General features: G+C 37.6%; 17 protein-coding genes. 11 read left to right on the top strand and 6 right to left on the bottom strand.

The window, feature by feature from the left end; all coding sequences use genetic code 11:
- Nucleotides 1-66: 66 nt before the first annotated feature.
- The 5 genes from recN to ACFSAH_RS09025 all read right to left on the bottom strand — a co-directional run bounded on the left by recN (nucleotide 67) and on the right by ACFSAH_RS09025 (nucleotide 5,363).
- Entirely contained in the window at nucleotides 67-1,737 is a 1,671-nt protein-coding gene (recN, locus tag ACFSAH_RS09045; RefSeq protein WP_379662399.1) for a DNA repair protein RecN, read from the bottom strand.
- A gap of 32 nt (nucleotides 1,738-1,769) precedes the next feature.
- Nucleotides 1,770-2,666 (bottom strand): type IX secretion system protein PorD, encoded by an 897-nt coding sequence (gene porD / locus ACFSAH_RS09040; RefSeq protein ID WP_379662398.1) that lies wholly within the window; start codon nucleotides 2,664-2,666, stop codon nucleotides 1,770-1,772.
- 92 nt (nucleotides 2,667-2,758) lie between these two features.
- Entirely contained in the window at nucleotides 2,759-3,961 is a 1,203-nt protein-coding gene (coaBC, locus tag ACFSAH_RS09035) for a bifunctional phosphopantothenoylcysteine decarboxylase/phosphopantothenate--cysteine ligase CoaBC (protein WP_379662397.1), read from the bottom strand.
- A gap of 213 nt (nucleotides 3,962-4,174) precedes the next feature.
- Nucleotides 4,175-4,510: a DNA-directed RNA polymerase subunit omega gene (locus ACFSAH_RS09030; RefSeq protein WP_379662396.1), complete on the bottom strand. Its 336-nt coding sequence runs from the start codon at nucleotides 4,508-4,510 to the stop codon at nucleotides 4,175-4,177.
- Complete coding sequence (locus ACFSAH_RS09025; RefSeq protein ID WP_379662395.1) at nucleotides 4,494-5,363, bottom strand: outer membrane protein assembly factor BamD; 870 nt, start codon at nucleotides 5,361-5,363, stop codon at nucleotides 4,494-4,496. The genes ACFSAH_RS09030 and ACFSAH_RS09025 overlap by 17 nt, the downstream gene beginning before the upstream one ends.
- A gap of 366 nt (nucleotides 5,364-5,729) precedes the next feature.
- Between ACFSAH_RS09025 and ACFSAH_RS09020 the strand changes: the two genes are divergently transcribed.
- The 5 genes from ACFSAH_RS09020 to ACFSAH_RS09000 all read left to right on the top strand — a co-directional run bounded on the left by ACFSAH_RS09020 (nucleotide 5,730) and on the right by ACFSAH_RS09000 (nucleotide 12,118).
- The gene (locus tag ACFSAH_RS09020) at nucleotides 5,730-7,373 is read left to right on the top strand and encodes a ribulokinase (protein ID WP_379662394.1); all 1,644 of its coding nucleotides are present in this window, start codon (nucleotides 5,730-5,732) and stop codon (nucleotides 7,371-7,373) included.
- 8 nt (nucleotides 7,374-7,381) lie between these two features.
- A complete protein-coding gene (araD, locus tag ACFSAH_RS09015; protein ID WP_379662393.1) occupies nucleotides 7,382-8,080 on the top strand; it encodes an L-ribulose-5-phosphate 4-epimerase AraD in 699 nt (232 codons plus the stop codon).
- Nucleotides 8,081-8,099: 19 nt separating this feature from the next.
- A complete protein-coding gene (gene araA, locus ACFSAH_RS09010) occupies nucleotides 8,100-9,602 on the top strand; it encodes an L-arabinose isomerase (RefSeq protein ID WP_379662392.1) in 1,503 nt (500 codons plus the stop codon).
- Nucleotides 9,603-9,873: 271 nt separating this feature from the next.
- Nucleotides 9,874-11,448, top strand: coding sequence for a S8 family peptidase (locus tag ACFSAH_RS09005; protein WP_379662391.1), 1,575 nt, complete (start codon nucleotides 9,874-9,876; stop codon nucleotides 11,446-11,448).
- 85 nt (nucleotides 11,449-11,533) lie between these two features.
- Nucleotides 11,534-12,118: an RNA polymerase sigma-70 factor gene (locus tag ACFSAH_RS09000; RefSeq protein ID WP_379662390.1), complete on the top strand. Its 585-nt coding sequence runs from the start codon at nucleotides 11,534-11,536 to the stop codon at nucleotides 12,116-12,118.
- Nucleotides 12,119-12,427: 309 nt separating this feature from the next.
- Here the strand turns inward: ACFSAH_RS09000 and ACFSAH_RS08995 are convergent, their stop codons facing one another.
- A complete protein-coding gene (locus tag ACFSAH_RS08995; protein WP_379662389.1) occupies nucleotides 12,428-13,414 on the bottom strand; it encodes a hypothetical protein in 987 nt (328 codons plus the stop codon).
- Between the two features lie 501 nt (nucleotides 13,415-13,915).
- Here ACFSAH_RS08995 and ACFSAH_RS08990 point away from each other — a divergent pair.
- The 6 genes from ACFSAH_RS08990 (at nucleotide 13,916) to ACFSAH_RS08965 (ending at nucleotide 26,957) form a co-directional block, all read left to right on the top strand.
- The gene (locus ACFSAH_RS08990) at nucleotides 13,916-14,926 is read left to right on the top strand and encodes a FecR family protein (protein WP_379662388.1); all 1,011 of its coding nucleotides are present in this window, start codon (nucleotides 13,916-13,918) and stop codon (nucleotides 14,924-14,926) included.
- A gap of 200 nt (nucleotides 14,927-15,126) precedes the next feature.
- Nucleotides 15,127-18,585 (top strand): TonB-dependent receptor, encoded by a 3,459-nt coding sequence (locus tag ACFSAH_RS08985; protein ID WP_379662387.1) that lies wholly within the window; start codon nucleotides 15,127-15,129, stop codon nucleotides 18,583-18,585.
- A 7-nt stretch (nucleotides 18,586-18,592) separates the two neighbouring features.
- Nucleotides 18,593-20,284: a RagB/SusD family nutrient uptake outer membrane protein gene (locus ACFSAH_RS08980; protein WP_379662386.1), complete on the top strand. Its 1,692-nt coding sequence runs from the start codon at nucleotides 18,593-18,595 to the stop codon at nucleotides 20,282-20,284.
- Between the two features lie 44 nt (nucleotides 20,285-20,328).
- The gene (locus ACFSAH_RS08975) at nucleotides 20,329-23,367 is read left to right on the top strand and encodes a SusC/RagA family TonB-linked outer membrane protein (RefSeq protein WP_379662385.1); all 3,039 of its coding nucleotides are present in this window, start codon (nucleotides 20,329-20,331) and stop codon (nucleotides 23,365-23,367) included.
- A gap of 17 nt (nucleotides 23,368-23,384) precedes the next feature.
- The gene (locus ACFSAH_RS08970; protein WP_379662384.1) at nucleotides 23,385-25,127 is read left to right on the top strand and encodes a RagB/SusD family nutrient uptake outer membrane protein; all 1,743 of its coding nucleotides are present in this window, start codon (nucleotides 23,385-23,387) and stop codon (nucleotides 25,125-25,127) included.
- Nucleotides 25,128-25,130: 3 nt separating this feature from the next.
- Nucleotides 25,131-26,957, top strand: coding sequence for a glycoside hydrolase family 2 protein (locus ACFSAH_RS08965; protein WP_379662383.1), 1,827 nt, complete (start codon nucleotides 25,131-25,133; stop codon nucleotides 26,955-26,957).
- Nucleotides 26,958-26,972: the final 15 nt, after the last annotated feature.

Raw genomic sequence — 26,972 nt, 5'->3', positions numbered from 1 at the left:
TTAGACAGTTTCCTTATGGTTCATAAACGAAGTTAAAGTATTAAAAGTACTCTTTGTATTTAAATGTTACAATGCCTGGTTTTTAAGCAGTTCCCGGGCATTGCTAATGGCCGAGTCTTTTAACGAATCGCCACTCAGCATCTTGGCTATTTCTATAACACGCTCTTCTGCTGTTAATTTTTTGATTTTAGAATAAGTTAGATCGTTATCAACCTCTTTATAAACGTAGAAATGCGATTCGCCCTTACTAGCCATTTGCGGAAGGTGCGTAATGGTAATAACCTGCATGTTTTTAGCCAGTTTTTCCATTATCGTTCCTACTTTGTGGGCTACTTCACCGGAAACACCTGTGTCAATCTCATCAAAAATAATAGTAGGTAACGAAGTTTTTGCTGCAATTAATGATTTAATGCTAAGCATAAGACGTGAAAGCTCACCGCCAGAGGCTACTTTGTTTAACTCATTTAGTTGATGGCCTTTGTTGGCTGTGAACATAAATTTAATACTATCTATACCATCGCTGTCAAACGAACCATCTGATTTTGAATGCTGTTCTATCTTTAACTGAGAGTTAGGCATACCTATCTCAGCAAGTACATCTACTACGTGATTTTCTATTTGCGGGATTGCTTGTCGGCGCCTTTCCGAAATTTCGGATGCCAGCTTCAATATCTCTGTTTTCTCTACTGAAATCTGTTGCTGTAATTGCTCTATATCTTCATCGGTAAATAGTGCATTTTGGAGTTTCTGTGCTAACTCTTTTTGTATGGTTAACAGTTCTGAATTGTTCTGTACCCGGTGTTTCTTTTGCAGGTTGTATATCAGGGCAAGTCTATCGTTAATTTCCAGAGCCCTTTCTTCATTGAAAGTGGTAGACTGTTCCAGATGACCAATTTCAGAAGATATATCTTTAATTTCTATCCATGTACTTTTTAGACGATTATTTAATTCCTCAATTTCGGGCTGGTATTGTTCCAGTACCTGCAATTTGTTGGATGCATCTTTCAGTATTGCTATGGCATTACCTTCCTGTTCGGCAATAAGTTGCAGCGCATAAATCAGGTTGGTTTTTATTTCCTCGGCGTGAGTAAGTGCGTTTAATTCGTTTTCCAGTTTTTCCTGTTCATCTTCTAGCAGTTGGGCCTGTTCCAGTTCATCAAACTGAAACTGGAAATAATCAAGGTCAGCTTTTAAACGGTCGCTGTTTTCTATCAGGGTTTTCAGTTCAGCCTGTTTTTTTCTAATGTCCCTGAACTTTGATTTATATCCTTTCAGTAAAGTTTCATTCTCTGCAACCACATCAGCAACTAACAGCTGGAAGTTTTGGTTGCCTATAGCTAAAGTAGCGTGTTGCGAGTGGATGTCAATAAGCTGTTCACCCAGCTGTTTTAACGTAGCTAAATTAACCGGTGTATCATTAATAAAAGCTCTGGATCTGCCATCGGAAGCTATCTCTCTTCTGAGTACAGTTTCAGGTTCTATGTCCAGATCATTTTCGGCAAAAAAATAATCCAGTTGATATCCTTCTATTTTGAAAAAGCCCTCTATAATGCATTTTTTCTGTTGATTGAAAAAATATTTACTTTCAGCTCTCTGTCCTAAAATAAGTCCTAATGCACCTAGTATGATAGATTTTCCGGCTCCCGTTTCACCAGTCAGAATATTTAGTCCGCTGTCAAAAGAAATATCTAAAGAATCTATTAAAGCATAATTTTTGATATAGAGTCTGTTTAGCATCTCAGAAAAGTTGGTTCAATATAAAAAAGAATTTATTTTGATTTTAGTGCTTCGTATTTTCTAATATTCGAAGGGTCAATTTCTGTTAGTAAATTGTATACCTTCATTCTGTCCGTCGGGTCTGCTTTAGCAAATACGTTGGTTAATTCATCGGCTTTAGCCGTAAAGAATGTTTGGTTTAAAATAGCACCTTGCTTCTGTCTGTCAATTTCAGAAAGTTTAGGTAGTATGGCCAGTATGTTTTTTCTTGCTTTGCTCTGATTTTCGGCCATAATATCCAAACCATCTCTGTGGTAGCCGTAAATAAACTCACGAAGAGGAGCAAAGCTTTTACTTTGCAGGTTTTCTATAAGCCAATATCTGTTTTTGAGATTTTCGTGAGCCTGCCAGCCGCTAAAACCCGCACTTTGTGCATTGTTAAGTGCAGTCTGCGCCTTGGCATAGTATGCAGAACCGCCCATTTTGCTAAAACTGTCATAGTCCAGACCTACAATAATATAGGCATAAAAAGCCAGTAAAGAGGTAATATTGTTGATATAGCTTTGATCTGAATAATCAAAAGGTTGCCCTTCAGAAAAATTAAAATCAAAGTTTTTGTCACTGATGCTTAGTGAAGTCGAATTATAGGAAGAGTTGAATACAGGTCTGGTACTTATAATCTGTACCTCTGCTTTAAAAGAACTTGAACCGTCCCATTCCTTAATGTTCAGTACAAATGAGCAATCTATACGTTCATTTGGTTTAATCTGATCATTAGACCATTTTCTGTTGTTCAGAAACTCGGTCATTGAACGTTCTAATGCTTCAAGTGGTCTTTTATTGGTGGTTTGTATTTGCGGAGCCAGAACTTGTACCCGCGCATTCAGATCCTGCGCATAGGTTGCATTAATAATGAAAAGGCTGATAGCAAAAGCAATATAATATTTCATTTGTAAATAATTTTTGTTTTCCACCGGCCAGATGGCATTTATCATGATTAAAATTTACATTTATTGGTCTGATAAAAATAAAATTTTAATCACTAACGGCTCCCTGTTAATTTTTCTATTTCGTTTACAATATCCTCGGCAACTTCCTCTTTTGATTTTAGTGTATAATCTATTTGTTCTTTATTTCGTTTGATAATGGTGATTTTATTACTGTCTGTTTTAAAACCAGCACCATCATCATTTAAAGAATTGAGTACAATAAAATCGAGATTTTTTCTTTCTAATTTACTGATTGCATTTGATATTTCGTTTTCCGTTTCTAAAGCAAAACCAATTAAAATCTTATTGTCTTTACGCGCTCCTAAATCTGCAGCAATATCTTTTGTTTTTTGGAGAGACAGGTTAAATGTGCTGTCCTGTTTTTTAATTTTATTTTCAGCCACAGTATCAGGTGTATAATCTGCTACGGCAGCACTTAAAATACAGATGTCGGTTTCATCAAAATACTCATTCACAGTCTCAAACATCTGTTTGGCCGATACAATGTTTATCCGTTTAATACTGGGATGCTCTTTTTGCAGATTGGTGGGGCCACAAATTAATATAACCTGAGCGCCTCTGGTAGCGCACTCATAAGCAATGGATAATCCCATTTTTCCGGAAGAATGATTTCCAATAAATCTGACAGGATCTATAGCCTCATAAGTAGGCCCGGCAGTAACCATTACTTTCTTTCCGGCCAAAGATAAGTTCCTGAAAAAATATTTGATCAATACTTCAGTAATTTCTTCCGGTTCGGCCATTCTACCTTCACCAAACAACCCACTGGCCAACTCACCTTTTCCCGGAGATATCATGAGATTTCCAAACTGTTGTAGTTTTTTAATATTGGCCTGTGTAGATGGATGTTTCCACATATCTAAATCCATAGCCGGAGCAAAATATACCGGACATTTGGCAGAAAGGTAAATAGCAGAGAGAAGATTGTCGCAAAGACCATTAGCCAGTTTGGCTATAGTATTAGCCGTTATGGGAGCAATAACAAAAAGATCTGCCCATAAAGCCAATTCCACATGATTATTCCATTCGCCAGTATCTTTTTTATAATAAGAGCTATAAACCGGATTTTTAGATAGGGTAGAGAATGTGAGCGGAGTAATAAAGGAAGAAGCATCTTCTGTAAGTACAACTTTCACGTTAGCCCCCGATTTTACCAGTAGTCTAACCAGTTCTGCCGATTTGTAACTGGCAATACTGCCACAAACTCCCAATAGAATGTTCTTTCCTTTAAGCATTTTGTGATTAAAGTTTAAAAGTATGAAAAATCTAATTCCTATAAAAAATATAGGGGCTGTATCATTAATAAAAAAATGTCATTTCAACGACTTCAGGAGGAGGAATCTCTTTCCTAAGTACTGCTGAAAGAGATTCCTCGACTTCGCTCGGAATGACAAATTACTTTTGATACAGCCCTTTTAAATATTTAATATGGCTAATATGTACTGTTATTAGAAGTTTTTCTTCTCTTTAGACGGATTTCTGTGATATACTTTATCGTGGATAAATTCGTCAATAGCAATTAAGCTCGCTTTAGGCATTCTTTCGTAATGCTTAGAGATTTCAATTTGCTCTCTGTTCTCGAATACTTCCTCTAAATTATCGTTGCTGCTGGCAAACTCTGCTAATTTAGCATGAAGTTCTTCTTTCAGGTTAGAAGCAATCTGATTTGCTCTTTTACTGATAATAACTAAAGACTCATAGATGTTGTCTGTGTTAGCATCTAATTGTCTTAAATCTCTGGTTACAGTAGTATTTGCTCCTGTAGGTTTATTGTTGTTGCTCATTTTTTGCTGCCTTTTTACTTTCTGTATAACTTGCCAATATTTTTTTAGATAACTCTATACCCGCTACGCTGTTTTCTTTAAGCTTAGTTGCGTCTTTCAGATATTTGCTAGTGGGGTATTTCTCAGCAAATCTTTCATATTCTTCGATTGCCTCAGTATATCTATCTTCTTGTTTAATCTCTCTACTGTTTTTTGCGTATAAATACTGCGCCTCAATAATCAGATATTCCATCTCTTCAGCATACTTAGTATCTGGAAAATCTTTCATAGAATTCCTGAATGCTATTACTGCCGCCTGATAATCTCCTATGTCTAAAAATAACTTGGCATTAGCATAAGACTTTGTTTCTAACTTATCTCTTAAAGACTCTATTAGCTTACTAGACTCGGCAACACGCTCACTTTGAGGATAAAGGTTAATAAATAATTGAAAAGCTTCAATGGCTTTATAAGTGTTGTCCTGATCTAATGAGTAATTAGGAGAATCTAAATAAAGACAATACGCTGTCATAAATCTGCATTCCTCTGCTTTAGGACTGCTAGGGTAAGTATCTGCAAAGCTTTTAAAGTGATATCTTGCAGAAATATAGTCCTTTAATTTATAGTTTGTATAAGCGTAATAGTAGTAAAGATCTTCTGCTTCCGATCTTCCCCTGTAACGTTGCACAAGGTCATCAAATAATGTAAGAGCCTTAGAGTAGTCTTTCTTATTGTAAAGCTTAATGGCTTCCTGGTACTTTCTGGCAACGTCAGAACTTTCTCTGAGCTTTTCAAACTTGCTTTTACAGCCCGTTGTAGTCAGGGCAATTAGCAGTACAAAGCCTAGAAATCTTAAAACTTTACTCTTTAACATCTTGCAAAGATAATTTAATATATAATATAAGTCAATTTCTATTTTTCTCATTCTTCCAATAAAGTATCTAAGCTAAGAAGCCGATTTTTTTTAAAAGCTATATTTAACATACTTTAACACGTTTTATGCGCTATGTACAGCTGTAAATGTAATTTATTATAAAAACATGGGTTATGTAATTTTTTTATTTGTTTACATACTGAATACACCTTTATTTTTCTAGTTTCTAATTCAAGCTTTTTAGAAGTCCTTCTGATGATTATCAACCCACTTTTGTTTTTTTCAAAACAAAAAATATAGCTCAAAATTTTTTATCCAATAAAATTAAGTGTTAATTTGACATTATAAATTAAGTGTTAATTTGACATGTTTGTAATAGGTATTGATTATGGAACAGACTCTGTGCGTTCTGTTCTTGTAAATGCAGCTAATGGACAAGAGGTTGTCTCTTCTGTATTTTATTATCCTCGATGGAAACAAGGGCTGTATTGCAATCCGTCCGAAAGTAGATTTCGGCAACATCCCCTGGACTATGTTGAAGGATTGGAAGCAACCATAAAAGATTGTATAGCAAAAGCAGGAGCTAATATTGCATCACAGATAAAGGCAATATCTGTGGATACTACTGGTTCAACCCCGGTAGCAGTAGATGAAAATGGAACTCCGCTGGCTCTTAAGCCAGGTTTTGAAGAGAATCCAAATGCGATGTTTATTTTATGGAAAGATCATACCTCTATAAAAGAGGCAGAGGAAATAAATGCGCATGCAGAAAAATTCGATATTAATTACCTGAAATATGTAGGAGGAATTTATTCCTCAGAGTGGTATTGGGCAAAATTGCTTCATGTATTAAGAGAAGATGCTAACATACAAAAAGAGATATATTCTTTTATAGAGCATTGCGATTGGATACCTTTTCTATTAACAGGAGGTAACAGCGCCGATAATATTAAAAGAAGTGTGTGTGCTGCGGGACATAAAGCATTGTATGCTCCAGAGTTTGATGGTTTGCCGCCACAGAAGTTTTTCTCTCAACTTGATCCATTATTAGACGAATTTGTTTCAAGGTTATTTGGTACAGCTTACACATCCGCAGAAGCTGCGGGTACTATTAGTCCTGAGTGGGCTCAGCGTTTAGGAATTCCGGCAGATGTAAAAATTGGTGTAGGGGCTTTTGACTGTCACATGGGAGCAGTAGGCGGGCAGATAGAGCCTTATTATTTAAGTAAAGTAATGGGGACATCTACCTGTGATATGTTGGTTGCACCCATAGATGAAGTTGAAAACATTTTGGTAAGAGGAATATGTGGACAGGTTAATGGTTCTATTATTCCGGGTATGATTGGAATGGAGGCCGGACAGTCCGCTTTTGGAGATGCTTATGCCTGGTTTAAAAATCTGTTGTTGTGGCCTTTAAAAAACTTAAAGACAGAACAGATAAATGAAGAAGCATTGAGCGAAATAGAAAATCAGATTATTTCTGAATTATCAAAACAAGCCGCAAAAATAAATCCAGAACACGAAGCAGAATATGCTGTGGAATGGTTTAACGGACGAAGAACACCTGATGCCAATCAGGCACTTACCGGAGCATTCTTTGGATTAAGTCTTGGTACCGATGCTGTAAATATTTTTAGAGCAATAGTAGAATCCACCTGTTTTGGAGCGCGTACTATTGTCGAACGTTTTGTCCAGGAAGGCATTCAGGTAAAAGGCCTTATAGGTTTAGGCGGTGTTGCCAAAAAATCACCTTTTATTATGCAGATGATGGCAGATGTAATCAATATGCCCATTAAAATTCATAAATCAGAACAAACCTGTGCTATAGGAGCGGCCATGTTTGCGGCAACTGTAGCCGGATTATATCCTAATGTAGAAACAGCTATGGAGGCAATGGGGCAAGGCTTCGATGCCGAGTATTTTCCTAATCCGGAAAGGGTAGCTATTTATAATAATCGTTACCAGCACTATCTGAAAATAGGCGCGTTTGTGGAAAGCAATCTTAAATAATTATCCAAATGAATAAATATAAAACTATAAGAGAGCAGGCTTATGAAAGCAATATGCAACTGCCTGCGTTGGGGCTGGTATTCTCCACCTTTGGGAATGTAAGTGTAGCGGATAGAGATAAAGGTGTTTTTGCAATAAAACCAAGTGGTTTGGCTTATGATAAACTTTCGCCAGAGAATATGGTAATTGTTGATTTTGAAGCTAATGTTATAGAAGGAGATTTAAGACCATCTTCAGATACTAAAACCCATGCAGTATTATACAAGTATTGGGAAAATATAGGAGCAGTAGTGCATACCCATTCTAAATTTGCCACTTCATGGGCACAAACACTAAGAGACATCCCTATTTATGGAACAACCCATGCCGACTATCTGACTACGGATATTCCTTGTGCATCACCAATGGCAGATGATAAAATTACCGGTAATTACGAGTACGAAACAGGCTTTCAGGTATTAAATCATTTTAAAGAACATCGCCTTAAGTACGAGGAAGTAGAAATGATATTGGTAGGTAGTCATGGTCCGTTTTCATGGGGGAAAACAGGAGAGAAAGCAGTATTCAATAGTGCTTTACTGGAATATGTAGCCGAACTGGCATTTATAACCGAGCAAATTAGTCCAGAAGTCGGGCGATTAAAAAAATCTTTGATAGATAAGCACTGGCAAAGAAAACACGGAGCAAATTCTTATTACGGACAATAATAATTTTAAGTATCATAATATGATTAATCTAAATAATTTTGAAGTTTGGTTTATCACAGGAAGCCAACATTTATATGGTCCCGAAACATTAAAACAAGTAGCGGAACATGCGCAACAAATAGCTGGTTTTTACAATCAGAACGAGGAAATCCCCGTTAAAGTTGTTTACAAGCCAATAGTCAAAACATCAGAAGAAATATACGAAACTTTAAGTGAGGCCAATGTTGCCAAAAACTGTATAGGCGTAATTACCTGGATGCATACTTTTTCGCCTGCGAAAATGTGGATTAGAGGATTAGATATTTTAAAAAAGCCACTTTTGCATCTCCATACCCAATTTAACAGAGATATTCCATGGCAGACAATAGATATGGATTTCATGAACTTAAACCAAAGCGCTCATGGCGATAGAGAGTTCGGTTTTATGGTTTCCAGAATGCGGAAAAAAAGAAAAGTAGTAACAGGTTTTTGGCAGGAAACCAATGTAATAAAAGACATCGCTATTTGGTCCAGAGCTGCTGCGGCTTGGTACGATTGGCAGGGAGCCAAATTTGCCCGTTTTGGAGATAATATGCGTTTTGTTGCTGTGACAGATGGAGATAAAGTAGAGGCCGAATTAAAATTTGGATATGCTGTAAATACTTATGCTGTGGGTGACTTGGTAGAAGTTATCGATAAAATCGAGGAAAGCGCGATTGATACGCTATTAGTAGAATATGAAAATAGTTATACATTAACCGAAGAGCTTAAAGAAGGGGGAAGCAGAAGATCAAGTTTAAGAGATGCTGCAAAGATAGAGCTGGGACTGAAAAAGTTTTTGGTTGATGGTGGATTTAAAGGCTATTCCAATACTTTCGAAGATTTACATGGGATGGTACAATTGCCTGGAATCGCTTCGCAAAGGTTAATGCAACAAGGCTTTGGTTATGCCGGAGAAGGTGATTGGAAGACAGCTGCTCTAGTAAGAGCAGCAAAAGTGATGGGGGCGGGCTTGCCTGGCGGAAATGCATTTATGGAAGATTATACTTATCATTTTGATCCCGAAAATTCAATGGTTTTAGGGTCGCACATGTTGGAAGTAGATTCCTCTCTGGCAAAAGAGAAGCCATCATTAGAAGTACATCCGTTAGGTATTGGAGGTAAAGAAGATCCCGCCCGTTTGGTGTTTAATGTAGCAAAAGGCCCTGCGTTAAATGCATCTCTGGTAGATATGGGGGATAGGTTCAGGTTAGTAGTTAACGAAGTTGAAGCCGTAGAAACAACAGAGGTATTACCTGAACTTCCGGTAGCAAGGGTACTTTGGAAACCGTTACCAGATATGAGGACCGCTTGTACAGCCTGGATTTATGCAGGAGGAGCACATCACACTGTATTTAGTCAAAATCTTTCAATTCAATACTTTAAAGATTTTGCAGATATTGCGGGTATAGAGTATGTAGTGATAGGGGCGAATACTAATCTGGAGCAATTTGAAAATGAGCTAAGATGGAATGATGTTTATTATTCCATTTTAAATAAATAAAAAAAACTTTAAGGTTTATAACCACTGCTTGTTTATTTTACCGAAACAGCTATACAGCTTTTGTATATCTTTCTGTTTGGTAAATAAGAACAGGTAGTGGTTTTGTTTTTTGTATAGATTTTATTGATAACATAGTTGTTTTCGATAGAATAAAAGTTAAAATATAGTTAAAATAATATTAGGATAGCGTGAAACCCATGTAAAATGAGATATTTGGAATCTTTTATAGGATAAATAACGTTAAGAGGAAAAGGAAGGATATCCATCTTATATGGTTAAGATACAAAATAAATTACTAAAAGCTAGTGTTGTTTTAGCTCTACTCTGTTTTGTGGTAATGTCTGCCACATATGCGCAACCATTAAACTGGCAGCATTTAGATTTGCATAAAGACGGAGTCTTTGGTATAAGTACAGACAAAGCATATAAAGAATTATTAAAAGGAAAAACAGCAACAAAAATTAAAGTTGCAGTTTTAGATAGTGGAATTGATACTCAACATGAAGATTTATCTGCAATTATATGGCGTAATCCTATAGAGCAGCCCAATGGTATAGATGATGACCATAATGGTTATATAGATGATCTGAACGGATGGAATTTTCTGGGAGACATAGATCAGGAAAATATAGAACTAACCCGGTTGGTGAGAAAGTATGAGCAGTTTTTTAGTGGACCAGATTCGGCCAGGCGAGTAACTAAATCAAAAGAAGATTTCAGAGAATATCAAAAACTAAAAGCAAATCTTGAAGAAAAACAAAAAGAAGCCATAAAAGAATTAGCCGGTATTTCTCATGTTAAGAATTTGGTTGATTCATTGGTAACCGTAACAGGAAAGAATAATCCAAAATCAAGAGATTTTAAAGCACTTAAAGGTCAGAACGATGGAGAGGATTATTTTATTAGCGTAATAGCTGAAGAACTAAAAACTCAAAGTTTGAAACAAGTTTATGATAAACTCTTTAATAAAACCATAGATTATTACCTTGAAGAAATAGGATACAGATTAAACCCAGGATACAATACCAGAAAAATTTTAGGAGATGATGAAAATAATCCCCATGAAAAGCATTATGGAAATAATAACGTTATAGGACCAGATGCATTACATGGAACCCATGTAGCCGGAATAATTGGAGCAGTAAGGGATAACAAAAAAGGAATAGACGGAATAGCCGATCAGGTAGAAATTATACCCGTAAGATGTGTGCCCAATGGAGATGAGCGAGATAAAGATGTAGCAAATGCCATTCGCTATGCTACGGATATGGGAGCTAAAGTGATTAACATGAGTTTTGGGAAATCATTTTCACCAGATAAAAAAGTGGTAGACGAGGCGGTAAGATATGCACTCTCTAAAGACGTATTATTAGTACATGCTGCGGGTAATGAGAATTTAGACTTAGAAAAAGAAACAGCTTATCCCAGTAAAAAATTCTTAAACGGTGAATTAGCAAGTGCCTGGATAGAAGTAGGTGCATCTACTTACAAAGCCGACAGTACTTTAAAAGCATCGTTTTCTAATTACGGACAAACAATAGTAGATGTTTTTGCACCGGGCGAATCCATTTATAGTACAGTCCCAGGGTCTGCTTACCAGATAGAAAGCGGAACCAGTATGGCCGCGCCGGTAGTGTCTGGTCTAGCAGCACTTATCAGGTCGTATTATCCCAAATTAACCGCTCCGCAGGTCAAAGATATTATACTGAAAAGTGTTATTCCCTTTGAAAAAGAAGTTCTAGTAGAAGTAGGTGGCGAAGAGCAGAAAGTTCCATTCTCCAGCTTAAGCATCTCGGGAGGGGTTGTAAATGCATATAATGCATTATTGTTAGCGGAAAGTTATTGATTATTTTGTAGATTTCTTTTAATTTTTATCTTTGAAATAATTGATAAACCTCAAAATAATTGTAATTTAATTACCAACTCTGTTAATGACTAAAATTCGTGAGATTGATGAAGAGGGTCTTTTAGAACAGCTAAAAAAAGGAGACCGCAGTGCATTTGAAACTGTCTATTTAAAGTATTGGGATAAACTTTATTCATCGGTTTATAAAAGGGTAAAAAGCGGAGTTATTGCAGAAGAAATTGTACAGGATTTTTTTGTTTCTCTTTGGGAAAAAAGATCGGTAATTAAAATACATACCTCCTTTGAAGCTTATATTTTTACCTCCGTACGCTATTTGGTCTTAAATTACCTGCAAAAAGAAATTACCCGGAGTAATTATAGATTAAGCCTGCCGCCAGAAGAACAATACAACGATTATACTTTAAATCAGATTTATCTTAATGAATTAAATAAGGTTATAGAAGATGAAATTAGTCAATTACCAGATAAATGCCAGTATGTGTTTAGGCTAAGCCGACAAGAGAATCTCAACACTAAAGAAATTGCAGAGAAATTAGGTATATCTACCAAAACGGTAGAGAACCATTTAACAAAAGCATTGAAAATTTTAAGAATAAACCTAAAAGAATATATTACCGCTGCACTTTTTATTTATTTGAACAATAAATAGCTTGTTCCCGATATATTTTGAAAATGAAGAGACCACTCCATTAAACTGCCTGTATTTTTATTCTTTGTGAAAATATGCTCGTTCTGACACAGTGTGCTTATATTTGATTCTTTTTTAACAAAAAGAGTCATCCACAAAAGTAGCTCAATATGATGAGGCATTCTTTACCTTTTAAATCCGTTAGAGCAAGAGCCATAAATCTATAAAAACACCAAATAGAGTGGTTTTAAAATATAATTCTTAGTTGTCCCGAATTGTACCTCGTCAATCAATGATCTGAAAGAGATGAAGGATGTTAAGCATTTAGTCTTATTCCCTCTTGTAAAATACTTTTTCCGCTATAGGTATTGTCATCCCGTCAGTACTGAATTCTCCTCCCGTTTTTTCTGTTTTTTTGCGGGCAAGTTGTGCCTGGTACTTTTTGTCACGTTTTCGTTTGCGGGCAATCTCTTTCAGTATTTCTTCCCCACGGTAATTAATCAGGCGGTGGCGTGTATAAAATGTTTTTTTCTGAAGGGGTTCATCGGTTATATCGTCCTCCATCTCGCCCGTAGCTCCGGCCTCGTCCTCCTTTATATTGTAGGCCCCGATAATCTCCGCTGGGCAGAACTCCTTACCATTCAGACTTAAAGGTTCTCCGTCAATACCTTTTATTCCAAAGCAATGGATAGAGGCACTTACTAAAACGATGCAACCTTTTGGGAGTACAATTTCAGAAAGCCATTCCTGCTCCGGTATAACCTTTCCATACTGCAAGGGGATATCCATATAGTCCAGGTATTCATAGTAGCCTTCTCTGAAACTGATGGCAGCCACCATCAGGCGAAGGACAGCGTTCTTTGTATGTTTTGGTAGTTGCAGGTCTTCAGATACATTAAAAGAAGGTACCTGCACCCTCATCCCTCCATCTGTAAGGGAACATTGCGGCCGAACAGCAAGTACCTCTGTCAGTGGTGAATTTATGTTGAACTGCAACCCCTGCAAATGTTTAGGGTTACCGTCATGCAGGTCTCGTTCACCACGTTTTTTTTCGGTATCCTTCAGGCTTTTCAGCAGACTTACATTCATACGGTTAAGTAACCTGCCATCACTGTAAGATGAAAAAGAGGAATACAGGTTTCTCAGAATACGTCCACAATTACTTATCAGGCCAAATTCCAATGCACTTTCTTTGGTCGAAAGCGTCTGTCGTACTCTCGCTGGCCTGGCCTGTACTATTTTCATGTCACCTACGGTACGGTAAACTACATTTCCTATTTTCCCATGAAGTCTCCCTCTGCTGTCTATTACTGCCATAGTTTAGTGTATAATTGGTTAACAATAACTAATATACCAAATTATCCTGTAATTAACTCTATTTACTTGTCTTAGTAACAGATGTTTATCTAATATAATACCATATAAAGTCCATGTTTTTGATTAAAAACATGGACTCAACTTAGAGAAATAATGGAGAAAAATTAAATTCATAATAGTACAGTTAAAGTATTGATGATAATAGAGGTAAGGTTAAGGGGAATGGGTAATCAGTAGGCAAGATAATAGTGGCCGGGATGGGGGGTGTAGACTATATGTTAGTTAATAGCGGGTGTTTTTAATACTTGTACTGATCTAAAGCTTCTGAGGAAGAATAAAAAACGAGGTTATTAAAGTTGTTATATAAAACGGGAGTAAAAAACAGTATTTAATATATAAACGGACTCTTAATAAAAAAAATAAAATTTTTTAATGTTAGAGTAGGTGTAAGGCTTCACTTATCTGACATATCTATATAAAACCTAAATAATATATTGATAGATGCCCGTAAATAATAGAATTACTGCGGAATTGATAAAGAAATATCTGAATGGTGAATGTACCTTAGAAGAGAAGGCTACTGTAATTGTTTGGTACAATTCTTTTGATAAGGAGCAAGATGTTTTAGAAAAACTGACGAGTGAAGAAAAACATAGGCTTCGAAATCTGATGCTGAATCGTATAAATCTAAGGATAGATAATAACGAGACGATGTCAGATAAGCGTAGGGTTAAACCTCTTTATTATTGGATAAGCAGTGCAGCTGCTATTGTTTTACTTGTTCTGGGTTTCATGTTTTATCAGGATCATACAAAAAATACAATAGCAGGTAGTAATGTATCGCAGATTAAAGAGGTGAAGTTTTTGGTGTTGGAAAATCAGGGGAATAGGCTGTATCAACGAGAGCTGGAAGATGGAACGGTGATATGGTTAAGCCCGGGAGCAAAGGTTGAAATTCCGGAAAGGTTTGCGATAGATAAGCGAGAAGTTAAAATGACAGGGAAGGTGTTTTTTGAAGTTGCAAAAAATCCGGAACGTCCATTTTACATATACGGCGGCGGGCTAACAACAAAAGTATTGGGTACAAGCTTTTTGATTAATGCAGAGGCAGGTAAAGACACAGAGGTGTCTGTGGTAACGGGTAAGGTTGCTGTAAATGTTTCGGAAAAGGAAGATCAGCAGGTTTTGTTAATGCCTAAACAAAAAGCGGTTTTTTCTGTTACAGAACAATCGTTGAAAAAAGCAGGTATACCAGAGAAGTCAGAAGTGCAAATCTGGAAAAAATCTAAGCTTTCATTCGATAACAACGCTATCAAAGATGTAGTTGAGGTACTCGAATCTAATTTTAATGTAGATATAGCTATAAACAAAACAGTTGGAGATTGTGTACTTAAAGCAGATTTCTCCGATCAGAACCTACCATCCATCTTAGAGATGATATGTAAATCTGTGGATGCTTCTTATGAAATTAAAGACGGACAGATTGTAATCACCGGCAAAGGATGTAATTAAGATATAACCAAATGATAAACCTGTAATGAAATGATATGAAATACTAGATAAATAAAACTTAGAATTTAATTAAAAAGAAGACTAAGGGTGAGTAGAGGCTCCCTTAGTCTTACTAAAACCTTGTTGATAATACCTTGTAATTTTAAGGTACAGGTCTTTTTTTGTCTCAATTTTTAACCAAAAGAAACAATTCAAATATAATGAAATGTAGTTTACAATACCCTGATTTTGTAAAAATTATGAGGATAACGTTTATGCAAATGATGTTGTTTGCAATATTTACGGGTGTTTCTTTAGCTTCAAATGTTAGTGCTCAGGGCGTTTTAGATAGGACCATTAACCTATCGTTAAAGAACGTTTATTTAGATGAAGCACTTAAGAAGCTGGAAATGTCAGCAGACGTGAAATTCGTATACAGTAAGGATTTTGTTAGTACCAGCGATAAGGTATCTATTACGGCTCAAGGAATAAAGCTCAAAGCTATTTTAGATGATTTATTGCTGCAACATGATATATCCTACGAGATCATCAACGACAGAATAATTTTAAAGAAATACAGAGAAGATGCTAATGTAGTAAGGTATGAAGACATCTCTCAGCAAATAAAACAGCAACAAGTTACCATAACTGGAGTTGTTAAATCGTCTACCGGAGAACTTTTGCCGGGTGTAACGGTTAGGATAAAAGGTTTACAATCTGGTACTTTAACAGACGTTGATGGTAAGTATACCATCAGGATTCCTGATAGAAAGACCGTTCTTACTTTTTCTTATTTAGGTTTTGTAAGTCAGGAAAAGTCTGTTGGTACAGAAACCATAATAAATATTACTCTGGTAGAAGATGCACAAAACTTACAGGAAGTAATTGTCGTAGGTTATGGTACGCAGAGAAAAGCTACGTTAACCGGTGCTATAACCACAATAAGCGGTAAAGAAATACTTAAATCGCCAACTTCTAATGTAACCAACAGTCTTATTGGCCGTACTCCGGGGTTAGGAGCAGTACAGCGAAGTGGCCAGCCCGGATCCAATAGTGCGCAAATCAATATAAGGGGTGTTGCCACATATAATAATTCAAGTGCCATTGTTATTGTTGATGGTGTGGAAAGGCCAGATTTTGGGGATATAGATCCTAACGAAATTGAGTCTATTTCTGTCCTTAAAGATGCTTCTTCTACAGCCATATTTGGTATAAGGGGAGCAAATGGAGTTATTGTGGTAACTACAAAATCTGGTAAAGAAGATAAGCCCAGAGTAAGTTATAGTGGAAATATAAGCCTGCAGACTTATACTGGAATACCCAAATCGCTGGACGCTTATTCCAATGCTTATCTTATAAATGAAGCCAATAGAAATGATGGTCTTAGTCCCACATGGAGCGAAACTGCTTTGCAAAAATTTAAAGACGGCTCAGATCCTATAGGTTATCCCAATATCAACTGGTTCAATTACGTAACACGTAAATTTTATCCGCAAACACAGCACAACGTAAACGTAAGCGGAGGAACAAAAGTGATTAAATACTTTGCATCGGTAGGGTATTTATTTGAAGATGGTATTTTTAAAAAGTTCGATTCTCCTTATCAGATCAAATCCACGCCAGACTATAATCGTTATAATTTCAGGTCTAATATTGATATCAAGCTCAGCAAGAATCTTGATGTGGGTGTAAAACTGGGCGGAAGGTTGCAAAAACGTTATCAGCCTTCTGGTTTGCAGGGTAATTCATTCTCTTATGACAATGTAGAAGCAATGATTTCCAGAATCTTACAAGTACCTGCATTTGCTTATCCGGTTATGTTGCCAGATGGTCGTTTGGCACAAAATCCAAGTGTAGGCACAAACATCTGGAATCCTTTGGGAGTATTAACTCGTTGGGGAACGCGTAATGACGATAATAACAGTGTACAAAGTACTTTTGTACTCAATTATAAATTAGATGCAATTACTAAAGGTCTGTCTTTTAAGACCACCTATGCTTATGATTCTTATTTTGAAAGTACAACCAGACGTAATGCAAGTTGGGCAGCTTATGTTATAGACCGCGATTCTAAGGAAATTACTTTAACAGGAGATCGTCCCAGGGATGAGCCTTTAAGCGGACTTATCAATAATTTTGGTGGAACTATACATTCTAATCTGCAAACCGGATTTAATTATGACCGGAGTTTCGGACACCATAATTTATCAGGATTAGTGTTGTTTACCCGTCAGTTGATTAATGTACAGGGCTCATCTGCAACTACAGCTCCTCCAAAAGCATCGCAGGGTGTAGTTAATCGTCTGACGTATAATTATGCCGAAAAATATTTTGCCGAGTTTAATGCTGCCTATAATGGTTCAGAAAACTTTCCGGCAGGTCTAAAATATGGTTTCTTCCCTGCCATATCTGCCGGATGGACTATTAGTAATGAAGATTTTCTTAAAGAGAGCAAATGGATTGATCACCTTAAATTACGTGGGAGTTATGGTATAGTAGGGAATGACGATATAGGAAGAAGGTTTTTATACCTTACCAATTATTCGAGAGTTACCTCTGTTAATCTGGTAGGTTCGCCTGCGTATTCTATTCCGGGCAATGCAGTGAGATTTGGAGACCCTAACAGCGTAACAACTTACCCGGTAGTACATCTGCCGGAAAATTCTATAGGTAATCCACAAATTACCTGGGAAACAGGAACTAAAAGAAACGTAGGTATAGAAAGTAAATTTTTCAATAATGTTATCACTTTAAATATAGACCTGTTTGACGAAACAAGAAAAGATATCCTTACACCCAGACAATCGGGACTGGAAATTTTAGGTCAGCCTTATCCCTCGTTAAATGTAGGCGAAGTATATAACAAAGGATATGAAATTGAGCTCGATTTTAACAAACAGGCAGGAGAACTAAGTTACGGATTAAACTCCCAGCTTTCTTTTGCCCGTAACCGGATAATAAGCAGGGATGAGCCAATTGGTCGTCCTGATTATCAAAAACAGGAAGGAAAAAGAGTAGGTCAGTTTTTTGGTTACATTACCAATGGTTTTTATCAATCTCAGGAAGATATAAATAATTACATTCCCAATGAATTAGGGACACCTATTCCCGGAGATTTAAAATATGTGGATTATAACGGTGATGGAAGAATTAACAGTGATGACAGAGCTCCTATAGGTTTTTCCCGTACGCCGGAATATATTTTTAGTATAACGCCAAGGCTTGCCTATAAAGGTTTTTCGTTTTCGCTGATGTTTCAGGGTGTAGCTAATGTAAGTTCTGATGTGATACTCACAGAACAGAATAACGGACAGCAAATGTACGAGTTTATGCTGAACCGCTGGACACCGGAAACTGCTGCGACAGCAACATGGCCCGCGCTGCATTCAAGAGGAAACCCGTATATCAGTTATCAGTTAAACGATTTTATTTTGCAGGATGCTTCTTATGTAAAACTCAGAAATGCCGAAATATCATGGAGCTTGCCGGCGAGAATGCTACAGCCATTGAAAATATCTTCTCTGAGAATATTTCTTACCGGACAGAATTTAATTACATGGACGAAGTTTAAGATGTATCTCGATCCGGAAAATATTAACGTAACCAATACAGATTTTTCTAAGCAGTCTATTTACCCTACATCCCGTATTTATAATCTGGGCGTAAACCTTCAATTGTAATACTCACATGAAAAAAGTAACTTATTATATATCCTTTTTAGTGGTTTTTGCAGCGATTGCTTCCTGTAAAAAAGATTTCCTCGACAGAACACCCGGAGCAGATCTTTCCGAAGAAAAAATCTTTAGCGACCCTAATCTGGCGATGAATTATGCTGATAACGCCTACAATCATTTAATAGATGAATATGCCCGTTTTAATGCACATCGGGGTACTACCTCACAAGCATCTGACGAAGCCGTTTCGGGCAACACAGATGTATCTGTAAGAACCTTAAATCAGGGATTATTCCATGATCATTATGAAAGAGGAGGTGCGTCTCTTAATGATATTGGAGATGTATGGGAACGGGCTTATGCAGGTATCAGGATTACCAATGTTATGCTGGCGAGAATAAATGATGTACCCTGGACTAACCAGCCTGTAGACAGGATAAAGGGAGAAATGTACTTTATCAGGGCATTCCTTTATTTCGAACTGATTAAAAGATTTGGAGGAGTACCGATAGCAGATAAACCAGCAACAATTTTTGACGATGTAGATATTCCAAGAAACACCTATCAGGAATGTGTAGATTTTATTCTTGCAGATCTTGCTCAGGCAGATAACCTGTTGCCGGTGAGCCATAATGCTTCAAATTATGGCAGAGCAACAAAAGGCGCAGCCCGTTCATTGCGTTCCAGAATGCTGCTTTATGCAGCCAGTACACTAAATAATCCTGAGCATGACCTTGCCAAGTGGAAATTGGCTGTAGACGCTGCAGATTCGGTGATAAAAATGCCTGAAAACCCTTATAGTCTACAGGGAACTTATGCCGATATACTTAATGTATCTCAGTCTCCGGAATATATTATGATTAAAATAAGACCTCCCAGAGTTATAGATGGTTTTCTGCTTGACTTTGTGATGTCGCCGGGTTCCGGAGGTGCGCAGGGTTCGATGAACCCAACACAGAACCATGTGGATATGTATGAAATGCAGGCAACCGGATTACCTATTACCGACCCGGCGTCTGGTTATGATCCTCAGAATCCGTATGAAGGAAGAGATCCGAGGTTAAAAGCCAATATATTATACAATGATGCTGATTGGCAGGGTAGAAAAATGGGCATGTGGTCGCAAACCGCTACAAACGGAACAGTAACTTACGGAGCTGATTTCAGACCAAATAACATTATCTATTCTGCAACCAGATATTACTGCCGGAAAATGTGGCCAGAAGTGTATGTAAGGAACACGACGCAAAGGGCATTGCTTAACTATGTATTTTTCAGGTACGCAGAAATACTTTTGAACTATGCAGAAGCCAGTAACGAATACCATAACAGCCCGCAGGCTGACAGTAGGATAAGAGATTATATCAATGAGATTCGTGGCAGGGCAAATATGCCTGATATTCCGAGTAATCTCACCAAAGAACAGATGGGGGAAGTTATCAGGCATGAACGGGCAGTAGAACTTGCGTTTGAAGATCACCGTTGGTACGACCTCATCCGTTGGAAACAAGCTAAAGAAATATTAACACAACCAATGAAAGGGATGGATGTGGTAAAAAAACTCGACGGAAGTTTCACCTACAATGTGGTAACACTGCCGATTATATATCAGAAAAAATTTGAAGATCATATGTACTTGTATCCTATACCAAGAAATGAAGTATTTAAGAGTCAGGGCATTTTAATTCAAAATCCCGAGTGGTAAATCGCAGGTAAATGAAATTATTGAAAATTTTCAAAAGTCTAAAGATGAAATTAATTAATATCCGATATATCATCAGCTTATTGCTGTGCCTTTTATCATCAGCAGGGGTAATTGCCCAGTCAGAAGATATAATGGTTAACGGTATCGTCAAAAATTCAACCGGACAACCGGTAGAAGGAGTATCTGTTTTAGTTCAGGAAAAAACACAGGGTATATTTACAGATAAAGAAGGTAAATTTAACATTACCTGTTCCGGTAATGATAGATTGGTGTTAAAAAAAGCCGGTTTTAACACTGTATACATAGCCGCTTATGAGATAAAACCAGAAAAACCGATAATACTTAATGAAAGCCTGATTGAAGCTGGAGACGATGACAACGTTTACATCCCCTTTGGTTTAAGAAAGAAAAGAGAAGTTACTGCAACAATAAGTACTGTAACAGATGCAGATTTGCCACAGTTGCCGCTATCTACACTAAACAATGCACTTACAGGGAGATTGTCTGGTTTGCATATACAGCAAACAGGAAACAGGCCGGGGACAGATGATGCCACTTTTCTTATCAGAGGCAGGTCGTCTTACAACAGTGGTCAGTCGCCACTTGTTTTGGTTGACGGAGTCGCCCGTGATTTCGTAGATATGGATGTTAATGAAATAGAAAGCATCAGTGTGTTAAAAGATGCCGGAACGCTTTCATGGTATGGCATGAACGGTGCTAATGGTATAATTTATGTCACAACCAAAAGAGGCAGCGCAAGCTCAACCAAAATAACTTTTGATGCACAGGGCGGAGTACAAACGCCGGTAACTTTAACAAATCCTCTGAAGTCTTATGCTTATGCGTTTCTTTACAATGAAGCAAGGCAAAACGACGGATTATCTTCACAATATAGTCAGCAAGATTTAGTAGGTTATTATACCGGCGAAGATCCATATACTTATCCGGATAATGATTTTCCTTCTCAGTTTCTGAAAAAAGTTTCTCCTGTACAGCGTTATGTGGCGACAGTAAGCGGAGGAAACGCGTTTGCGAGATATTTTACGCTGTTGAGCTTTTATGATCAGGATGGCTTGTATAAAGGAGGAAATAATGCGAATTATAATTCCAATACCAATTTCAGGAGGTACAATTTTCGTACAAATCTTGACCTTCATATTAACAAGAATCTGGATGTTTCATTAGATGTAGGCGGAAGAGTCGCTAATTTAAGGTATCCGAGAGACGGTAACACAAGCTTTCTGAATACTATTTTTACTACGCCATCCAATGCTTTTGCAGTTTTAAATGCCGATGAAAGTTACGGAGGAAGCTCGTTGTTCAGAAATAACCCTTTGGCTATGTTAGAAGCAAGGGGAAATATAACCGACGTTTACCGTACTTTACTGGCAACCGCAAATGTAAGACAGAAATTAGATAGCTGGCTTAAAGGATTGTCTTTAAACCTGTTTTATACTTATGATATGACAGGACTTTATACTTCAGGGTTTACACAAAACTATGAGGTTTACGAGTTGGCCAGTCCGGGAAATTATACCCGTTTTGGAAACCAATCACCTTTAGACTATGCATCAAGCACTTTTAGCGGAAATTTGAGGAACAATGAGTTCTGGGCGGGTTTCGATTACGACAGAAATTTTAATAAACATGGATTTAAATTCTCTACTCGCGTACAAAGAGCGGTTTCGGCATCGTCAGGAAGGTTAGATGATAAACGCGAAGGAATTTCAAACAGGTTATCGTACAGTTATAACCAGCGTTATTTTGCAGATTTAATAGCTTCATACTCTGGTTCACAGAATTTTATAAAAGGAAACAGGTTTGGATGGTTTCCTGCAATTTCTGCCGGATGGATTGTATCGGAAGAAAACTTCCTGAAATCATCAAAATTTCTGGATTATTTTAAGTTAAGAGGTTCTTATGGACTGGTGGGGAATGATGCGATAGGAGCGGCTCGCCGTTTTGCTTTCAATAATTATTTCACTCGGGGAGGAACACAGTATTTTTTTGGAACAGGCTACAGCAATGTACCCAATACAGCACAACTTGAATTGGCAAATCCTGATCTAACCTGGGAAAAAGCAAAAAAAGCAAGTTTAGGTTTCGATACTCGTTTTCTTAAACAAGCCTTTACTTTAAGTGCAGACTATTTTCATGAAACCCGCAGTGATTTATTGACAACAGACCTTTCTTCGGGAATTATAGGTGAGCAACTGGTTCAGATCAATGCAGGAAAAGCGCAATATCAGGGAGTTGAAGGAAACCTGAGTTTTACCAAAACGATTAATAAAGTAACCTTTGGATTGCATGGTAACTATACCTATGTAAAGAGCAAGATACTTTCGTTAAACGAAGAAGGCGGATTACCTGATTATCAACGTCAGGTAGGTTTCCCTATTGGCGGTGTAGTACATGGCGATGGTACTGTAAGAAGATTTTTAATAGCAGAAGGGTTGTTCCAAAGCGAAGAAGAAATAGCAGAAGCTCCTGTACAACGTTTTTCGGGGGCTGTAAAACCCGGAGATATACGCTATAAAGACATTAACAATGATGGAGTTATAGATAATTTAGATTTTGTTTCTACTAATTATTCAGATATTCCGACAGCTTATTTTGGTTTTGGCGGTTCTGCAAAATATGCAGGATTTGATGTGTCTTTTCTTTTTCAGGGAGTTACAGGACGTACTATACAGATAAATTCTCTGGTAAACTCAGGAACATCAAATTCAGGTTATATAAATCAGTTCAGCGCCTATCGCTGGACACCTGCAACGGCAGAAGAAGCCCTTTATCCAAGGTTAACGATTAATGACCGAACAAATAATACCGCTAATTCAGACTATTGGTTGCGTTCGGGAGATTTTCTGAAACTTAAGCATGTGGAACTGGGCTATACTCTGCCAGAAAGCACCACAAAAAGATTAAAACTTACAAGTTGCAGATTTTATGTGAGCGGATTTAACCTGTTGACTTTCGATAAGCTGGGCAATTTGCCGATAGATCCTGAAATACCGGAAGCAGGATTTAATTCGTCCTATCCTTATCTCTCAACTTTTGCATTAGGAATGAACCTTAAATTTTAATAAAGCAGATGATGATTATGAAATTATATAAAAATATACGGTTCTGTTTTTCAAAAGCAATAACCAGTCTGTCATTTGTAACCCTGTTGTTCTTTGGGGCATGTAGCGATGATTATTTGCAGGATGGCTCTATTACAGATGGGGCAATAAAAGAAGAAGAGGTCTGGGGAAATGATGCTTATGCGAGAGGCGTACTTAATAATGCCTACTTCTCTATACCAGAAGGATTTAACATAGACGGTAATGGCGGTATGCTGGCATCCGGAACAGACGAGGCTGTAAATTCAGGGGTAAATGCCACCATCAGCATTTTTAATAATGGTACATGGGGGCCTTTGCGTGTTGTTGATGATCAGTATAATAGTTTATATGAAGGTTTGCGCAAAGTAAATCTGTTTATGCAAAATCTGGATGGCGCTGCTATTATTGCCACAGATGGATTAACTGTTGCAGAAGATAAAAGCAGGTTAAAAGGGCAGGCATTTTTTCTGCGGGCGTTATTCCATTTCGAGTTGGTGAAAAGATACGGAGCTGTAACCCTTGCTACCCGCGTTTTTAACAGAGGAGAGAACCTTAACTTACCTAAAAATACCTATCAGGAATGTTTAGAGCAGATACTGCTGGATTGCGATAGTGCAGTCAACTCAAACCTGCCATTATGGACCGGAGAAAGTACAGGAAGATATTATTGGAGAAGCGGAGATAAAGGAAGAGCAACACAAACAGCAGCAATGGCACTAAAATCCAGATTGTTGCTATATGCGGCAAGTCCGTTGTATGCAGCAGAGAGTGGTATAACCTGGCAACAAGCCGCAAATGCAGCAAAGGAAATAATAGATTTAAAAGCACATACCATATATAGTAATTACACTAATATATTCAATTATGGTGCTGCACCTTATAATAATGAAGTGATTTTTGCCACAAGAGCACAAAACCGTAATGATATAGAACAGGATAATGCGCCTATAAGTTATGATGGAGCTCGTGGTCGAACTAATCCCACGCAGGAATTGGTAGATGCTTTCGAAACCAAAAATGGCAGATTGATAAACGACCCCGCCAATACATTATATAATGAATCTACTCCTTACCTCAACCGGGATCCCCGTTTTGATTTAACCATAAATTATAACAGCAGAACTTTTAAAGGAAAGCAGATAGAAACATTTGTTGGAGGTAATGATGGTTTAAATAAAAATATAAACGCCACCAAAACGGGTTATTACATGCGTAAATTCCTGAGCGAGGCGGCAAACTGGAATCAAAACTCAAATACATTGGCAAGACGTCCCTGGGTAGTATTCAGGTATGCAGAGATTTTACTCAATTACGCAGAAGCATTAAACGAAGCGCAGGGAACTGCTGCAATGACAGAGGTGTTGAGCAGCGTAAATCTGGTGCGCCAGCGTTCGGGTGTAGGCATGCCGCCTTTGCAAACAACAAATCCTAATGGAGACGGATATGTGCAACCAATAAAAGAAGCTATCCGCGAAAGAATTTATAACGAAAGACGTATTGAGTTATGTTTCGAAGGACATCGTTTTTACGATATACGCAGATGGAAATTGGGAGAGCTTTATCTGAACAAACCCGTTACAGGTATGCGTATCGTTAGAGATGCAAATGCAAATCTGACATATAACCGATTTACAGTAGAAAACAGAGTTTTTGAAGAAAAAAACTACCTGTACCCGTTTTCACAGAATACCATAAACAGACAACCTGCATTAATACAAAATCCGGGTTACCAAAATTGATTAATGATGAATATATCCAGAGCCTTTACATTTTTAGCTTTATTTTTTACTGTAGCTATTGCAGTGGCACAGCAAAATACCATACAGAATATTTATACCAGAAAACACATCAGCCTTAACGGGAGATGGAATTATATTATAGACCCTTATGAAATGGGCTATTATGATTATCGACACGAACCTTTCGACCAGACAAAATCTGGAAAGGGCGGTTTTTATGACGACCGTAAGCAGGTTGATAAATCTGAACTGATAGAATATAACTTCGACCTTTCTCCTACCATGAAAATTCCGGGCGACTGGAATTCACAGGCAGAAAAACTCGAATTTTATGAAGGAACGGTATGGTTTCGCCAGAAATTTAATGTTTCCCCTGCACAGGATAAAAAATATATCCTATACTTTGGCGCCGTAAATTACGAAGCACATGTTTACCTCAATGGTAAAAAGCTGGGAACACATAAAGGAGGTTTTACACCGTTTCAGTTTGATGTAACTGGAAAACTGAAAGCCGGAGAGAACTTTGTAGTTGTTAAAGCAGATAACACCCGTAAACAAGATGAAATACCAACCGTAAATACCGATTGGTGGAATTACGGAGGAATCACCAGAGATGTATTGCTTGCGGAACTTCCCCAAACTTACATCGCCGATTACAAAATACAACTGGCAAAAGGCAGCAGCAACCGGATAGAAGGTTTTGTAAAACTGGAAGGTGAGCAGAAAAACCAGGATATTACTATCAATATTCCCGAAGCCGGAATAAAAATGACCGTAAAAACAGATGCTGAGGGAAAAGCGGTGGTAAATATCCCGGTAAAAAAACTGAGCTTATGGTCGCCGGAAAATCCTAAACTATATCAGGTAGAAATAGCTTCTGCAACAGATAAAATATCCGATAAAATAGGTTTCAGAACTATAGAAACCAAAGGACAGGATATTTTGCTAAACGGTAAATCTGTGTTTCTGAGAGGAATTTCCCTGCATGATGAAAACCCTTTAATACCGGGTAGACTGCGTTCGGAAGGAGATATGAGAATGATGTTGAACTGGGCGAAAGAACTCAGCTGTAACTACGTTCGCCTTGCCCATTATCCACATAGCGAAGAAATGGTAAAACTGGCAGATGAAATGGGATTGCTGGTATGGGCAGAAGTTCCTGTCTATTGGACTATATCATGGGAGAATGCCGAAACTTACAAAAATGCAGAAAAACAGCTTACCGATCTGATAGAACGGGATAAAAACCGGTCAAGTGTCATTATCTGGTCTATCGGGAACGAAACGCCGTTGAGCGAACCCCGTTTTAAATTTATGAGCAACCTGGCAGATAAAGCCCGTTCATTAGATAATACAAGATTGGTAGCTGCGGCTTTAGAAGTGCATCGCAAAGATTTTAATGTCATTGTAGACGACCCTTTGGGTGAAAAACTGGATCTGGTAAGTTTTAACCAGTATGGTGGATGGTATTGGGATTTGCCAAAGAATCTGTCCAAATACAAGTTTCAGATTAAATACAACAAACCGGTTGTAATAACAGAAGTAGGAGGAGATGCATTGGGGGGATTCCACGCCGATGAAGATACCCGTTGGTCAGAAGAGTTTCAGGAATCTTTATATAAGCACCAGATTCCTTTTATGAATACCATGAGCGGGTTGAGAGGAATGACTCCCTGGATTTTAACCGATTTCCGTTCTCCAAGAAGACAGCACCCGTATTATCAGGATTTCTGGAACAGAAAAGGTCTTATCACAGAAACCGGAAAGAAAAAGAAAGCATTCTTTGTGCTTAAAGACTTCTATGATAAAACAGCACAAAAGTATAAATAATAAGAAACAGTCATA

The sequence above is a fragment of the Pseudopedobacter beijingensis genome (genome assembly GCF_042678145.1).
GTDB lineage: Bacteria > Bacteroidota > Bacteroidia > Sphingobacteriales > Sphingobacteriaceae > Pseudopedobacter > Pseudopedobacter beijingensis.
Note: the sequence above shows the minus strand (reverse complement) of the source record. Positions and strands in the feature narration are given on the sequence as shown.